8 protein-coding genes are annotated in these 15,551 nt (G+C 64.8%); 7 read left to right on the forward strand and 1 reads right to left on the reverse strand.

All coding sequences use genetic code 11. The annotated features are described in order from the left end of the window. Positions 1-194 precede the first annotated feature (194 nt). From RPPS3_RS18675 to treY, 6 genes are all read left to right on the forward strand, one after another. Entirely contained in the window at positions 195-2,150 is a 1,956-nt protein-coding gene (locus tag RPPS3_RS18675; RefSeq protein WP_107345400.1) for an alpha-1,4-glucan--maltose-1-phosphate maltosyltransferase, read from the forward strand. A gap of 11 nt (positions 2,151-2,161) precedes the next feature. Further along, positions 2,162-5,464, forward strand: a complete 3,303-nt coding sequence (gene treS / locus RPPS3_RS18680) for a maltose alpha-D-glucosyltransferase (RefSeq protein WP_107346679.1) — start codon at positions 2,162-2,164, stop codon at positions 5,462-5,464. Further along, positions 5,461-7,611 carry a 1,4-alpha-glucan branching protein GlgB gene (gene glgB / locus RPPS3_RS18685; protein ID WP_107345401.1) on the forward strand — a complete coding sequence of 717 codons (2,151 nt, stop codon included), beginning with the start codon at positions 5,461-5,463 and terminating at the stop codon, positions 7,609-7,611. The genes treS and glgB overlap by 4 nt, the downstream gene beginning before the upstream one ends. A gap of 234 nt (positions 7,612-7,845) precedes the next feature. Then, positions 7,846-9,927, forward strand: a complete 2,082-nt coding sequence (gene glgX, locus RPPS3_RS18690) for a glycogen debranching protein GlgX (RefSeq protein WP_107345402.1) — start codon at positions 7,846-7,848, stop codon at positions 9,925-9,927. Continuing rightward, a complete protein-coding gene (gene treZ, locus RPPS3_RS18695) occupies positions 9,924-11,696 on the forward strand; it encodes a malto-oligosyltrehalose trehalohydrolase (protein ID WP_107345403.1) in 1,773 nt (590 codons plus the stop codon). The genes glgX and treZ overlap by 4 nt, the downstream gene beginning before the upstream one ends. Continuing rightward, on the forward strand, positions 11,697-14,483 hold the full coding sequence (gene treY / locus RPPS3_RS18700; RefSeq protein ID WP_107345404.1) for a malto-oligosyltrehalose synthase: 2,787 nt from the start codon (positions 11,697-11,699) through the stop codon (positions 14,481-14,483). Positions 14,484-14,880: 397 nt separating this feature from the next. Here treY and RPPS3_RS18705 read toward each other — a convergent pair whose 3' ends face one another. Continuing rightward, positions 14,881-15,189 carry a polyhydroxyalkanoic acid system family protein gene (locus RPPS3_RS18705; protein ID WP_107345405.1) on the reverse strand — a complete coding sequence of 103 codons (309 nt, stop codon included), beginning with the start codon at positions 15,187-15,189 and terminating at the stop codon, positions 14,881-14,883. 178 nt (positions 15,190-15,367) lie between these two features. On the opposite strand from RPPS3_RS18705, the gene RPPS3_RS18710 reads away from it, so the two are divergent. Beyond that, the gene (locus RPPS3_RS18710) at positions 15,368-15,532 is read left to right on the forward strand and encodes a DUF3309 family protein (RefSeq protein WP_013501467.1); all 165 of its coding nucleotides are present in this window, start codon (positions 15,368-15,370) and stop codon (positions 15,530-15,532) included. Positions 15,533-15,551 lie beyond the last annotated feature (19 nt).

Below are 15,551 nucleotides of genomic sequence, written 5' to 3' on the forward strand. Positions count from 1 at the left end.
TACACGCCGCGCGGGGTGCGCCGCGAATCCGCCTGTCCGCCGACAGGATAGTCATATCGAACGCGATTGCGTAGGGTGAGTTCCATTGGAACCAGCGCGTCCTGGAAGCTTTGTAATCGAGAACCGCCCGGTTCACTATGGGACGTGCGTCCTAGATCGTGGGCATCACCTTACTCAATCGATCGTGGGCTATTGTGAACAAGTCGACACAAGCGCTTCAAACCGCCGCCACTCGCGGCGCCTTTCACATCGAAGACATCTATCCGCTGATCGACGGCGGACGATTCCCGGTGAAACGCATTGTCAGCGAGCCGATCGAGGTGTGGGCCGACATCTACCGCGACGGCCACGAAGTCATTGCCGCGGCTTTGGTCTGGCGGCGTGAGCAGGACAGCACATGGCAGCGGGTGCCGATGGTGCACGCCGTCAATGATCGCTGGTCTGCGACGTTCACGCCGCAGCAGCTCGGCCGTCACGTTTATGCGATCGAAGCCTGGACGGACGAGTTTGCGACCTGGCGACATGGTGCCGAACTCAAGCTGAAGGCCGGCCAGGATCTGTCGCTCGACGCCCTTGAGGGCGCAGGGCTGCTCACCAAAGCGCAGACCGACGATCCTGAGGTGCTGCGGCTGATCCAGCAGCGCTGCGAGGAATATCTACGGACCGGCGATATCACGCCGCTGCTATCGCCGGAATTGCGCGACGCCATGGGCAGCAGCCAGGCGCGGCACGACCTCACCCGCACCGAACCGCTGCCGCTGATGATCGACAGGCCCCGCGCCCGCTACGGCGCGTGGTACGAAATGGTGCCGCGCAGCCAGAGCACCGAGCCCGGCCGCCATGGTACTTTCCGCGATTGTATCGCGCGGCTGCCGGACGTCGCCGCGATGGGCTTCGACGTGGTGTACTTCACCCCGATCCATCCGATCGGCCACACCAACCGCAAGGGCCGCAACAACGCGCTTTGGGCCGAGCCTGGTGATCCCGGCAGCCCGTATGCGATCGGCGCCGAGGAAGGCGGCCACGATGCGGTGCATCCGGAGCTCGGCACGCTGGCGGACTTCCGCGCCTTCGTCGACGCCTGCGAGGTGGTCGGCATCGAGGTTGCGCTCGACATCGCCGTGCAGTGCTCGCCGGATCATCCGTGGCTGAAGCAGCATCCGGACTGGTTCAAGCGCCGGCCCGACGGCTCGATGAAATACGCCGAGAATCCGCCGAAGAAATACGAGGACATCGTCAACCCGGATTTCTCCTGCGAGGACGCCGGCTCGCTGTGGAACGCGCTGCGCGACGTGATCCTGTTCTGGGCCGATCATGGCGTGAAAATCTTCCGGGTCGACAATCCCCACACCAAGCCGCTGCGGTTCTGGGAATGGCTGATCCGCGAGGTGCAGCTCCGTCACCCCGACGTCATCTTCCTGGCCGAAGCGTTCACCCGGCCGAAGCTGATGAAGGGACTGGCCAAGCTCGGCTTCACGCAGTCCTACACTTACTTCACTTGGCGCACCCAGAAGTGGGAGATCGAGCAATATTTGCGCGAACTCACCGACTATCCGGAGCGCGACTTCTATCGACCGAACTTCTTCACCAATACGCCGGACATCCTGCCCTTCCATCTGCAGGGTGGCGAGCCGTGGATGTTCAAGTCGCGCCTCGTTCTCGCCGCAACGTTGTCATCGACCTATGGCATCTACAACGGCTTCGAACTGCTTGAGCACGAACCGATCCCCGGCAAGGAGGAGTATCTCGATTCCGAGAAATACGAGATCAAGGTGCGCGATTGGGACAAGCCGGGCAACATCAAGCCCTACATTCGCGACATCAACCGCATCCGCAGCGCCAACCCGGCGCTGCAGCAGACCAGCAATCTCCGCTTCCTCGACGTGCAGGACCCGAATGTGACCGGCTTCGTCAAAACCTCGGTCGACGGCACCAACGCGGTCGCCGTCGCGATCGCGCTCAGCAGCGACTACCATGAATTCTGGCTGCCACTCGGCGACGTCCAGATCGAGGTCGCCGGGGAGCGCCGGCCGGTCGCTGCGGTCGAGAACCTGCTGACCGGAGAACGCCACGCGCTCGATTGGGGCGGGATCAGCCTGCGGATGGACCCGCATCGAGACCCGGCGCTGCTGTTCCGTTGCCTGGCGTGAGTGCGGAAGCCATGAATGAAATGACACCGATCACGACGATCGACGGATCTGACGCGGAAACCTCCGACGAGCTCTGGTACAAAGACGCCATCATCTATCAGTTGCACGTCAAGGCGTTCGCCGACAGCAACAATGACGGCATCGGCGACTTCGCCGGCCTGACCGAAAAGCTCGATTATCTTCAGGAGCTCGGCGTCAATACGCTGTGGCTGCTGCCGTTCTATCCGTCGCCGCAGCGCGACGATGGCTACGACATTGCCGACTACGGCTCGATCAATCCCGACTTCGGCACGATGAAAGACTTCCGCCGCTTCATCGTCGAAGCCAAGAAGCGCAATCTGCGCGTCATCACCGAGCTGGTCATCAACCACACCTCGGATCAGCACGCCTGGTTCAAGCGAGCCCGGCGCAGCCCGAAGAATTCCAGCGCGCGCGACTGGTACGTCTGGAGCGACACCGACCAGAAATATCTCGGCACCCGGATCATCTTCACCGACACCGAGAAATCGAACTGGACCTGGGATCCGGAAGCCGGCCAGTATTATTGGCACCGGTTCTTCTCGCATCAGCCGGATCTGAACTTCGACAATCCGCGCGTGGTCGGCGCCGTCGTCAAGGTAATGAAGCGCTGGCTCGACACCGGTGTCGACGGTTTTCGGCTCGACGCCATTCCTTATCTGTGCGAGCGCGACGGCACCAACAACGAGAACCTTCCCGAGACCCACGCGGTCATCAAGCAGCTGCGCGCCGAACTCGACGCCTATGCCAAGGGCAAGCTGCTGCTCGCCGAAGCCAACCAGTGGCCGGAGGACGTCCAGCAGTATTTCGGCGACAGCGACGAATGCCACATGGCCTACCACTTCCCGCTGATGCCGCGGATCTACATGGCGATCGCGCAGGAAGACCGCTTCCCGATCACCGACATCATGCGGCAGACGCCGGAGATTCCGGCCAACTGCCAGTGGGCGATGTTCCTGCGCAACCACGACGAGCTGACACTCGAAATGGTCACCGATGTGGAGCGCGACTATCTCTGGAAGACCTATGCGGCCGATCCGCGGGCGCGGATCAATGTCGGCATCCGCCGCCGCCTCGCTCCGCTGATGGACAATGATCGCCGCAAGATCGAGCTGATGAACTCGCTGCTACTGTCGTTCCCCGGCACGCCGATCATCTATTACGGCGACGAGATCGGGATGGGCGACAACATCTATCTCGGTGACCGCAACGGCGTCCGCACCCCGATGCAGTGGTCGCCCGACCGCAACGGCGGTTTCTCGCGCGCCGACCCGGCGCGGCTGTATGCGCCGCCGATCATGGACCCGGTGTACGGCTACGCCTCGGTCAATGTCGAAGCGCAGCAGCGCAGCCTGTCGTCGTTGCTCAGCGCGATGAAGCGGCTGATCGCGGTGCGCAAGTCGACGCTGGCCTTCGGCCGCGGCAGCATGACGTTCATCCGCCCGAGCAACCGCGCCGTGCTGGCCTATGTCCGGCAGTATGAGGACGAAGTCATTCTCTGCGTCGCCAACCTGTCGCGCGCCGCGCAGGCGACCGAGCTTGATCTGTCGCCGTGGAAGGAGCGCGTGCCGCAGGAAATGCTCGGCCGCACCAAATTCCCGCCGATCGGCGAGCTGCCCTACATGATCACGCTGGCGCCCTTCGGTTTCTATTGGTTCAAGCTGCAGGAGCCCGGCACTGCGCCGCACGTCGCGCCGGTGTCGGCTGTGTCGGAATTCGTGACCCTGGTGGTGCCGCTCGGCTCGACCTGGATGACGCTCGGCCGCACCCGCTCGATGTTCGAGCACGAGGTGCTGCCGACATTCCTGTCCCGCACCCGCTGGTTTCCGGAGCGCAATCCACGCGCGATCCATCCGCGGCTCACTTCGGCGATTCCGTTTGCCAATGACGGCGACAACCGGCCGTGGCTCGCCTTCTTCGAGGCGACACAGCGCGGCACCACCTCGCGCTATCTGCTGCCGATGCAGATTGACTGGGTGCGGTTCGACCGCGAGCGCTACAATCCGCGGGCCTATGCCGCGGTCCGTCAGGGCGCCCGCGAGGGCACCCTACTGGATGTCGCGGCCGATCCGTCGTTCATCGCTCTCCTGCTGGAGAACGTCCGCGCTTCCCTCACCGTGACCGGCGACAACGGCGACCGGCTGGAATTCCGGCCCGGCTCCAAGCTGGCGGAACGGCCGGCCGGGCCGTTCCAGAACATCCGTGCCGTGGAGACCGAACAGTCGAATTCGACCGCGCTGGTCGACGGTGACTACGTGGTCAAGCTGTATCGGCGCCTGCAGACCGGCATCAATCCAGAGCTGGAGATGGGGCGCTTCCTCACCGAAGTCGCCGGCTACACCAACACCCCCGCGTTGCTCGGCAGCGTCGAGCTGATCGAAGGCGACAAGACCAGCGCGGTGGCGGTGGTGCACGAATTCGCCCGCAATCAGGGCGACGGTTGGACCGTCACCTCCGCCTATCTCGATCGCTACATCGACGAGCAGCGGGTGCTGGTCAGAAGCGAAGAAAAGGCCGAGGGCGATCAGCTCACGCCCTATCTGCACTTCATGGAGCGGACCGGCCAGCGGGTGGCGGAGATGCACATCGCGCTCGCCAGCCATCCGGAAGTGGCCGACTTCGCACCGGAGCCGATCAACGCCGAAGCCTCGCGCGGCTGGGCCGAGACCGTGGCGGCGTCGGCCGAGCGCGTGCTCGATGAACTCCGCCGGCGTCGCGACACGCTGAAAGATACCGATCGGCCGCTGGTCGATGAACTGCTGGCAGCCCGCGAGACGCTGATGTCGCGCATCCATGGCTTGCTTGGCGACGATGGCGGGCTCAACATCCGCCATCACGGTGACTTCCATCTGGGTCAGATGCTGATCGTCAAAGACGACATCTACATCATCGACTTCGAAGGCGAGCCGCGCCGGACTATGGCCGAGCGCCGCGCCAAGGCGCCGGCGGTGCGCGACGTCGCCGGCCTGGTGCGCTCGATCGACTATTCGACCACCGCGGCGCTCGATCGCGCGCTGAAGGCCGCATCCGAAGAGTCCGGCCGGCTCACCGAGGCCCTGGATCTATGGCGGATTCGCGCCACCGCGGCATTCCTCGACGGCTATCGCCGAACCATGGGCGACAGCCCGGTGTGGCCGGCGGATACCGCAGCTGCGGACCGCGTGCTCGACTTCTTCCTGATTGAAAAGGCGCTGTACGAGATCGACTACGAGATCGCACATCGTCCCGACTGGGTGCGCGTGCCGCTTGCCGGCCTCCTGCGCATCCTGTCGCCGCCTCCCGAGGAGCTTCCATGACCGTGCAACTGAGCGACGAAGCCTACGCAGTTCTCGAAGGCCGTCACGCCGATCCGTTTCGCTATCTCGGCGCACACCCGGAGGATGGCGGCACCGTGGTCCGCGTGCTGTTGCCCGATGCGGCGGCGGTGGACGTTGTCGGCGACAACGGCGAATCCGCCCCGCTCGAGCAGGCGCATCCGGCCGGACTGTTCACCGGCAAGCTGCCCGGCGGTTCGCCGCGCTACACGTTGCGCGCCCGGTTCGGCGACGCGACGATCGAGCTGCAGGATCCCTACCGCTTCCCGCCGATCCTGACCGACTTCGATCTTTACCTGCTCGGTGAAGGCACCGACCAACGGCTGTACGACAAGCTCGGCGCCCATCCGATGGAGCTGGAAGGCGTCGCCGGCGTCGGCTTCGTGGTGCTGGCGCCGAATGCGCGCCGCGTCAGCGTGGTCGGCGATTTCAACTACTGGAATCCGCTCCGCCACCAGATGCGGGTGCGCGGCAACGGCTATTGGGAGCTGTTCATCCCCGGCGCCCGTGCCGGCGATCACTACAAATTCGACCTCTCCGGCCCGCATGGCGAGCAGCTGCCGCAGAAGTCCGATCCCCTCGCCTTCGCCGCCGAGATGCGGCCGAAGACCGCTTCAATCGTGGTCGATGCCACCCAGCTGCCAAAGCCGCGGCCGGCCCCGGAGAACATCAACGCGCTGTCGGCGCCGATGTCGATCTACGAGGTGCATCTCGGCTCGTGGCGCCGCAAGGACGGCGACCAGTGGCTGACCTACCGCGAACTCGCCGAGCAGCTGCCGGCCTACGTTCGCGACATGGGCTTCACCCACGTCGAATTCCTCCCCGTCAGCGAGCATCCGTTCGATGGCTCGTGGGGCTATCAGCCCACCGGTCTCTATGCCCCCACCTCGCGGTTCGGCTCGCCGGAAGATTTCTGCGCGCTGGTCGACGCCTGCCATGCCGCCGGCATCGGCGTGATCCTCGACTGGGTGCCGGGCCACTTCCCGGACGATCCGCACGGCCTCGGCAATTTCGACGGCACCGCGCTGTACGAGCATGCCAACCCGATGCAGGGGCGGCATCTCGATTGGGGCACGCTGATCTACAATTACGGCCGCACCGAAGTCGTCAATTTCCTCACTGCCAACGCGCTGTTCTGGCTGGAGCGTTACGGGATCGACGGCCTCCGCGTCGATGCCGTGGCATCGATGCTGTATCTCGATTACAGCCGCCCCGCCGGCGGCTGGATCCCGAATAAGTTTGGTGGCCGCGAGAATATCGAGGCGATCGATTTCATTCGCCGCTTCAACAGCCAGGTGTTCGACAATTTCCCGCACGCCACCACCGCTGCGGAAGAATCCACCGCCTGGCCGCAGGTGTCACGCCCGGTCGAATTCGGCGGACTTGGCTTCGGCTACAAGTGGAACATGGGGTGGATGCACGACACGCTGAACTACATCAGCAAGGATCCGATCCACCGCAAATATCACCACGGCCAGATCCTGTTCGGCTTGCATTACGCCTTCTCGGAGAATTTCATTCTGCCGCTGTCGCACGACGAGGTGGTCCACGGCAAACGTTCGATCCTCGGCCGGATGCCGGGCGACGAGTGGCAGCGCTTCGCAAACTTGCGCGCGTATTATGCCTTCATGTTCGGCCATCCCGGCAAGAAACTGCTGTTCATGGGCAGCGAGTTCGGCCAGGAGCGCGAGTGGAGCCACGATCGCTCGCTCGACTGGCACCTGCTCGAATATCCGAAATATGCCGGCATTCAGGCGCTGCTGCGCGACCTCAACAAGCTGTACCGGTCGCTGCCGGCGCTGCATCAGCTCGATTGCGATCCGTTCGGCTTCGAATGGCTGATCACCGAAGATGCCAACCGCAATGTGTTTGCTTGGATGCGCAAGGGCAACGATACCCGCTCCCGCTGCCTGGTGATCGTCAACTTCTCGCCGAACGTCTATCAGGACTATCGCGTGCGCGTGCCGTTCCCCGGTCGCTGGCGCGAAGTGTTCAATTCGGATGCGGCCGGCTACGGCGGCAGCAATGTCGGCAATGGCGGCGAGGTCCGCACCCTCGAAGGTCTGGTGCCGGAGCTCAGCCTGACGATCCCGCCGCTGGCCGCGATCTTCCTGACGCCGGAGGATTGACGCCTATGCCGCGCGCAGCGCCAAGCTCGCGCGCGGGCCGGCAACGATCGGCGAGTATCCGTCTCGTGAAATCCCGCACGCGCAAGTGTGACGGTTTGGCGATGCCCGCGCGATCGGGCATCGTTTTGCACAAAGCCACGTCAGAATGGCAGATTTACTAGTGTTCTTCGATTTCGAAGTTCGCTAACAAAGACAGTCGCAGGCTATGCGAACTTCGTGATCGGGACACTCGCTATGCGCCTCACCGCCGGAACCGACTCCCGTCTCGGAGCGACCTGGGACGGGCGCGGCACCAACTTCGCGCTGTTCTCCGCCAATGCCCACAAGGTTGAGCTCTGCCTGTTCGATGCCCAGGGCCGCCGCGAACTGGAACGGATCGAACTGCCGGAACGCACCGAGGACGTCTGGCACGGCTACCTCAACGACGTCTCGCCCGGCCAGCTCTACGGCTATCGGGTGCATGGTCCCTACGATCCCGATCGCGGCCACCGCTTCAACGCCCATAAGCTGCTGCTCGACCCCTACGCCAAGCGGCTGAACGGCCGATTGGTGTGGAGCGAGGCGCACTTCGCCTATCGCACCGGTTCGCCCCGCGAGGACCTGTCGTTCGACCGCCGCGACAGCGCGCGCGGCATGCCAAAGGCGGTGGTGGTCGACGAGACCGTCGGCAGCGGCCGGCGCGAGACCCGGCCCGGCGTGCGCTGGGAAGACACCATCGTGTACGAAGCTCACGTCAAAGGCCTGACCCAGCAGCGCGAAGATGTGCCGCCCGGGCTGCGCGGCACATTCGGCGGCCTCGCCTGCCCGTCGATGATCGCGCATTTCAAACGGCTGGGCGTCACCACAATTGAACTTTTGCCAGTTCACGGCTTTGTCGATGACCGCATCCTGGTCGAGAAGAAGCTGGTGAATTACTGGGGCTACAACACGATCTCGTTCTTCGCGCCCGAGGTCCGCTACGCGCCGGACAAGGACAATCCGCTGGACTCGTTCCGCACCACCGTGGCGCGGCTGCACGATGCCGGGATCGAGGTGCTGCTCGACGTCGTCTACAACCACACCGCCGAGGGCAATCATCTCGGTCCGACGCTGTCGTTTCGCGGCATCGACAATGCCTCATACTACTGGCTGAAGCCGGACAATCCGCGCTACTACGACGACTTCACCGGCTGCGGCAATTCGATGAACCTGACCCATCCGCGGGTGCTGCAGATGGTGATGGACAGCCTGCGCTACTGGGTCGAAGTCTGCCATGTCGACGGCTTCCGGTTCGATCTTGCCACCACGCTGGCGCGCGGCCCGAACGGCTTCGATCGCAACTCCGGCTTCTTCACCGCGATCCGCCAGGATCCGATCCTCGCAGGCGTCAAGCTGGTCGCCGAGCCGTGGGATCTGGGCATGGGCGGCTATCAGGTCGGGGCGTTTCCGTCGCAATGGTCGGAGTGGAATGACCGCTATCGCAGCGTGATGCGGCGCTACTGGAGCGGCGAAGGCAGCCTGATCGGCGAAGTCTCGCGGCGGATGACCGGCTCGTCCGACATGTTCAACCACGATGGCCGGATGCCGCGCGCCAGCATCAACCACGTCACCGTGCACGACGGCTTCACGCTCGCCGACCTGTTCAGCTACGAGCACAAGCACAACATTGCCAACGGCGAAGACAATCGCGACGGCTCCAACGACAATCACAGCAACAACTGCGGCATCGAAGGTCCGACCGACGATCCGAAGATTCTCGGGATGCGTCGCCAGCTCCGCAAGAACCAGCTCGCCTGTCTGTTCCTGGCGCAGGGCGTGCCGCTGCTGCTCGCCGGCGACGAGGTCGGCAATTCGCAGTCCGGCAACAACAACGCCTATTGCCAGGACAACGAAATCGGCTGGGTCGGCTGGGACGGCGCCAATACCGAAGACGACATGGTGGAGTTCGTCGGACTGATGACCGACATCCGCCGCCGCTTCCCGCAGCTGCGCTCGCGGCGCTGGCTCGACGGTCGCCGCGCGGACGGCTCTTACGGCGTGTTGTGGCTGACGCCGTCGGCCGCCGAGATGACCGAGCAGGACTGGGCGTTTCCCGACGGCCGCTTCCTCGCCTACATGCTGAGCCCGAGCGAGCCCGGCGGCGATGCGATTCTCATCGTGCTGAATTCCGGCGTCGAGACGATCGATTTCCACCTGCCGAAGACCAGCGACTATCCGGTCTGGCACCAGCTGTTCGACACCACCAAGGACACCGTGCAGGTCGCGCCGCTGAAGTGCGGCAGTGCGAGTGCGGCGCCGCCCCGCTCGGTGCTGGCCTTCGCCGGGACGATCGCATGACCGGACGCAGCTTCGGTCCGCGTCTTACTGCGAGCGGCGCCGAATTCCGGCTGTGGGCGCCCAACGCGAAAAAGGCAGAAGTGATGCTGGACGGCGCGCCGCATCCGATGCAGCGCGACGACAAGGGCTGGCACAAAACCGAGATTGCCGGAATCGGCGTCGGCGCGCGCTATCGCTTCCGCCTCGACGGCGATCTCGAAGTCCCTGATCCAGGCTCGCTGTTTCAGCCCGAGGATATCGCCGGGCCCAGCGAAGTGATCGACCACGGCTCCTATGCCTGGCGCGCCGCCGATTGGCGCGGCCGGCCGTGGGCCGAGACGGTGCTGCTGGAGACCCATGTCGGCACCTTCACGCCGGAGGGCAGCTTCCGCGCGATGATCGACAAGCTCGATCATCTGGTGGCGACCGGATTCACCGCGCTGGAATTGATGCCGCTGGCGGATTTCCCGGGGCGGCGCAATTGGGGCTACGACGGCGTGCTGTGGTACGCACCCGACAGCGCCTATGGACGCCCCGAGGATCTGAAAGCGCTGATCGACGAAGCGCATCTGCGCGGGCTGATGGTGTTTCTCGACGTCGTCTACAACCATTTCGGACCGGAAGGGAATTACCTCGGCGGCTATGCTCCGGGGTTCTTCTCGGATTCGCATACGCCCTGGGGCAACGCGATCAACTACTATGCTCCCGAAGTCCGCGCGTTCGCGATCGAGAACGCGCTGCATTGGCTGCGCGACTATAGGTTCGACGGGCTGCGGCTCGACGCCGTGCATGCGATCCCGGATCAGGGCGAGATCCCGATGCTGCACGAATTGTCCCGCGAGGCCGGCAAGCTCGCGGCCGAGACCGGCCGGCATATCCATCTGGTGCTGGAGAACGACGACAATATCGCCGCGGTGCTTGATCCGGTCACCGATCCACCGCGCGGGCAGTATCGGGCGCAGTGGAACGACGATTATCACCACGCCTGGCATGTCGCGCTGAGCGGCGAGCGCCAGGGCTACTACTCCGATTATGCCGATGCGCCGCTCGGGCATCTGTGCCGCGCGCTCGGCTCCGGCTTTGCGTATCAGGGCGAACCTTCAGCGCATCGCGGCGGCACGCCGCGCGGTGAGCCGAGCGGCAAATTGCCGCCGCTGGCCTTCGTCAACTTCCTGCAGAACCACGACCAGATCGGCAATCGCGCGCTCGGCGATCGGCTGGAGAGCCTCGCCAAGCCCGAAGCGATCGAAGCGGCGCTGGCGATCACGCTGCTGGCACCGATGGTGCCGATGCTGTTCATGGGTGAGGAATGGGGATCGCAGGCACCATTCCCGTTCTTCTGCGATTTCCACGGCGAACTCGCCGAAGCGGTCCGTGCCGGCCGCCGCAAGGAGTTCGCCGGCGCCTACGAGAAGTACGGCGACGACGTCCCCGATCCGCTGAGCGAGGAGACGTTCAAGAGCGCCGTGCTCGATTGGCGCGAGCGCGACGACGGCGCCGGCGCGCAGCGGCTGGCGCTGGTGTCGCGGCTGCTGCAGCTTCGCCGCAACATGATCGTGCCGCGGCTCGCCGGCGCACGGTTCGGCACAGCGGCGGTTGCCGATGATGGAATGCTGACCGCAAACTGGCGGCTCGGCGATGGGTCGACGTTGCGGCTTGCGGCAAATCTGACGGACAGCGAGCGCGAAGCCGGCGCCGCTGGCCCAGGCGTTGGAACGATTCTGTGGGGCGACGATTGGAACCGGATCATTCCGCCGTGGGCGGTGACCTGGCGCCTCGAGCAATCCTAAATGCCTCCTGTCATTCCGACTGCCACCTACCGTTTGCAACTCACCGCCGATTTCGGTTTCGACCACGCCGCCGCAATCGTCCCCTACCTGAAGCGTCTCGGGATTTCGCATCTCTACGCGTCGCCGTTCATGAAGGCGCGCAAGGGCTCGACCCACGGCTACGACATCGTCGATCACACCCAACTCAATCCCGAGCTCGGCGGCGAAGAAGGCTTCGCCCGGCTCAGCGCCGTGCTGAAGCAGCATGACATCGGTTTGATCCTCGACTTCGTCCCCAACCATGTCGGCGTGCACTACGCCGACAACCCGTGGTGGCTCGACGTCCTGGAATGGGGCCCGGCCTCGCCGCATGCGGCGTCGTTCGACATCGATTGGGAGATGCTGCCGTTCCGCGCCCGCGGCGGCGTGCTGCTGCCGATCATCGGCTCGTCCTACGGCAAAGCGCTGGAAGGCGGCGAGATCGAGCTGCGCTACGACCCTGCCGACGGCAGCTTCTCGGCCTGGTACTACGAACACCGGCTGCCGATCGCGCCGCAGCGCTACAGCGAGATCCTGCGCACCATCGTGCGCGAGGCGGACGCCGCCGAGACCGACGCCGGCCGCGCGATCCTGGAGCTTGCCGCGCGCTACACCGGATTGCGCCGTCCGACGCGCAAGGAAGCCCCCGAATTCAAGGCGGCGCTGCAGACGATCTCCGGCGCTGCGGACGTGATCGCGCGCGGGCTCGACGCCTACCGCGCCGGCGAAGGCCGCACCCAGCAGATCCAGACGCTGCACAACCTTCTGGAGCGCCAGCACTACAAGCTCGGTCATTGGCAGCTGGCGTCGAGCGAGATCAACTACCGCCGGTTCTTCGACGTCAACACCCTCGCCGGCTTGCGGGTCGAAGACGCCGGCACCTTCGAGGCGATCCACAGCCGGGTGAAGAAGCTGCTGGCCGACGGCCAGCTGCAGGGCCTGCGGCTCGATCACATCGACGGCCTGCGCGACCCGGCGCAGTACTTCCAGCGGCTGCGTCGGCTGGCCCGCGAGGCGCAAGGCGCTAACGCTCCGCCGCTTTACACGGTGATCGAGAAGATCCTCGGCGAAGGCGAGGCGCTGCATCGGTTCGCCGGCGTCCACGGCACTACCGGCTATGAATGGCTCAACGTCATCACCCGCGTGCTGCTCGACGGCAATGGCCTGAAGCCGCTCGACGAGACCTGGCGCCAGGCCAGCAATCTGTCGCCGGCATTCGATCCGGTGCTCAAGGCCGCCAAGCGCCGCGTGCTGGAGACGTTGCTGCTGAGCGAGTTCACTGTGCTCACCAGGCTGCTGGCGCGGATCGCATCGGGGCACTACTCGACCCGCGATTTTTCCGCCGACAATCTGCGACAGGCGTTCGAGCTCTACGTGCTGCACTTCCCGGTGTATCGCACCTATCTGACCGGCAACAGCCCGACCCAGCTCGACCGCCGGCTGATCGAAGACACCATCGCCAAGGCGCGGGCCGACTGGTTCGGCGCCGACGACGGCATCTTCGAATTCCTCAAAGACGTGCTGACGATGGACCTGGTGAAGCCGGGCCGCGCGCCACACTCCAAGCCGCGGGTGCGCCGCTTCGCCCTCAAGGTGCAGCAGTTCACCGGGCCGACGATGGCGAAGTCGCTCGAGGACACCGCGTTCTATCGCTATCACCGGCTGCTGGCGCTGAACGAGGTCGGCGGCGATCCGGCCGCGCCGGAGATGCCGACCGCCGCATTCCACGCCGCAATGCAGAGCCGCGCCCAGGATTGGCCGCACGGCATGACCGCGACGATGACGCACGACGCCAAGCGCGGCGAAGACGCGCGCGCGCGGCTGTCGTCGCTCGCCGAAATCCCCGGCGAATGGGCCAGCGCCGTCGGCAAATGGAAGCTGCTCAACGCGCCGCATCTCGTCGTCGACGGCGAGATGCGCGCCCCCTCGCCCGCGTTCGAATACATGCTGTATCAGGCGTTGCTCGGCGCCTGGCCGCTGACGCCCGATCCGGATTTCGCCGATCGCTTCCAGGGCTTCGCGCTGAAGGCTGCTCGCGAGGGCAAGCAGGAAACCAACTGGCTCAATCCGAACCTCGCTTACGAAGAAGGCGTGCGCACCTTCATCGACCGCATCCTCGATCCGACACTGTCGGGTGCGTTCCTGGAGTCGGTCGAGACGCTGCACCGCCGGCTGTCGCTGCTCGGTGCGCTCAATGGGCTCGGTCAGGTGACGCTGAAGGCGATGATGCCCGGCGTGCCGGATTTCTATCAGGGCACCGAGTTCTGGGATTTCTCGTTGGTCGATCCCGACAACCGCCGTCCGGTGGATTTCGACGCGCGTTCCGCAGCGCTGGAGTCATTGCACGACCAGCCCGACTGGGAAACGCTGACCGCGAATTGGAGCGACGGCCGCGTCAAGCTGGCCTGGACGCATCAGTTACTGCGGCTCCGGCGCGACCACGCCGAGCTGTTCGCCGATGGCGACTACCGGCCGCTCGCTGTCAAAGGCGTCCACCGCGACCGCATCGTCGCATTCGCCCGCACCCGCGGCAGCGACGCAGTGATCGTCGTCGTGGCGAAGGGCCTCGCTCCGTTGTCCGATGATGGCCGGCACTGGCCGACCGCCGATGCGTATGATGGCACGATCGATACCAAAGGCTATGCGGTCGAAACCGGCGATGGCGAAAACGCGTCGGGCGAACTGCAGCTCCGCGACCTGTTCCGCCACCTCCCCGTCGCCGTGCATCGCGCGCGCCTGATAGGCACGAAGCGAGTCCGGCGCGGCTGAGCAGGCCCCATGGTCTGCAGAGCTGTCAACGCAGCCCCGCCTCGTCATTCCGGGGCGCTCGCGTAGCGAGCGAACCCGGAATCTGCTGCGGGCACCGACCGCCGCAAAGCTCTGCTCGCTGCGAGATTCCGGGTTCGCGCTGCGCGCGCCCCGGAATGACTCGGGAGAGACTGTGCAAGACTCCGGCCATCGGCAGTGGCGAACGATCGCGCGCCCACAAACACCGAGGCCGCCCGGGAGCTGGAGCCGGACGGCCTGACGGGGTTTGTGCCGATCAGGAAATCGGTTCCCTCACCCGCACGACCAGCATTCCAAGATTCGGTTACTTACAACTTAATGCAATCTACCGATAAGTACTTGCTGCAGCGCCATAATTTGGTGCGACGCACGCAACTTGTTACTTCTTCTCGAGCAACAAGTGTCCGCGCTTCTGGATCACGACGCGCGCCGCATCGGCGAATTTCTGCAGCAGCCACGGCAGGCGCACTTCCAGCCGGACGTGATCTTCGGCAACGTCGACATGGCCGGCCGCGACCTGGCCCAGCGCGCGGACGCGGAACAGCATCTGGTCGCCGCGCCAGGTCTCCTCATCCACCTTCAGGATCGGCACGTTGATCGCTGCGCGGCTGAGGCCGGTCTGCAGCCGGCGGCGCGCTTCGTCGCGGCCGAGGCGATGAGGGATCGATACGACAAGCGGAGCTGACATTGGGGCGTCCTCGTCACTGCGTGGGTTGATTACTCCCCTATCTAAGTGAGCATTGCGAAAACAACAGGGCCGCGCGCCATATCTCAAGTTTCCGCTTCGGAACCTTCGTTGTTACGCCGTGTTCTCACTCCCAGCAGGCGGAGCACTCGGGCGACCCGCCGCGATAAGGAGAGCGGAAATGTCCATCGGCACAATCATCCTCATCATTCTGATCATCGCCTTGCTGGGCGGCTTCACCGGCGTCGGCGGCGGACCGTTCTACGGCACCGGATACTACGGCGGCGGCGGCCTCGGTCTGGTGATCGTGATCCTGCTGATCCTGCTGCTGCTCGGCAAGATCTGACGCAACCTATCTTCGATCT

Origin of the sequence: Rhodopseudomonas palustris (assembly GCF_003031265.1) — a bacterium.
Taxonomy (GTDB): Bacteria; Pseudomonadota; Alphaproteobacteria; order Rhizobiales; family Xanthobacteraceae; genus Rhodopseudomonas; species Rhodopseudomonas palustris_H.

What these genes read in the sequence shown, in the direction of transcription:
- glgB (WP_107345401.1), top strand. Translation starts at nt 5,461, where the DNA reads ATGACCGTGCAACTGAGCGACGAAGCCTACGCAGTTCTCGAAGGCCGT.
- treS (WP_107346679.1), top strand. Translation starts at nt 2,162, where the DNA reads ATGAATGAAATGACACCGATCACGACGATCGACGGATCTGACGCGGAA.
- treZ (WP_107345403.1), top strand. Translation starts at nt 9,924, where the DNA reads ATGACCGGACGCAGCTTCGGTCCGCGTCTTACTGCGAGCGGCGCCGAA.
- RPPS3_RS18710 (WP_013501467.1), top strand. Translation starts at nt 15,368, where the DNA reads ATGTCCATCGGCACAATCATCCTCATCATTCTGATCATCGCCTTGCTG.
- RPPS3_RS18705 (WP_107345405.1), bottom strand. Translation starts at nt 15,189, where the DNA reads ATGTCAGCTCCGCTTGTCGTATCGATCCCTCATCGCCTCGGCCGCGAC.
- glgX (WP_107345402.1), top strand. Translation starts at nt 7,846, where the DNA reads ATGCGCCTCACCGCCGGAACCGACTCCCGTCTCGGAGCGACCTGGGAC.
- treY (WP_107345404.1), top strand. Translation starts at nt 11,697, where the DNA reads ATGCCTCCTGTCATTCCGACTGCCACCTACCGTTTGCAACTCACCGCC.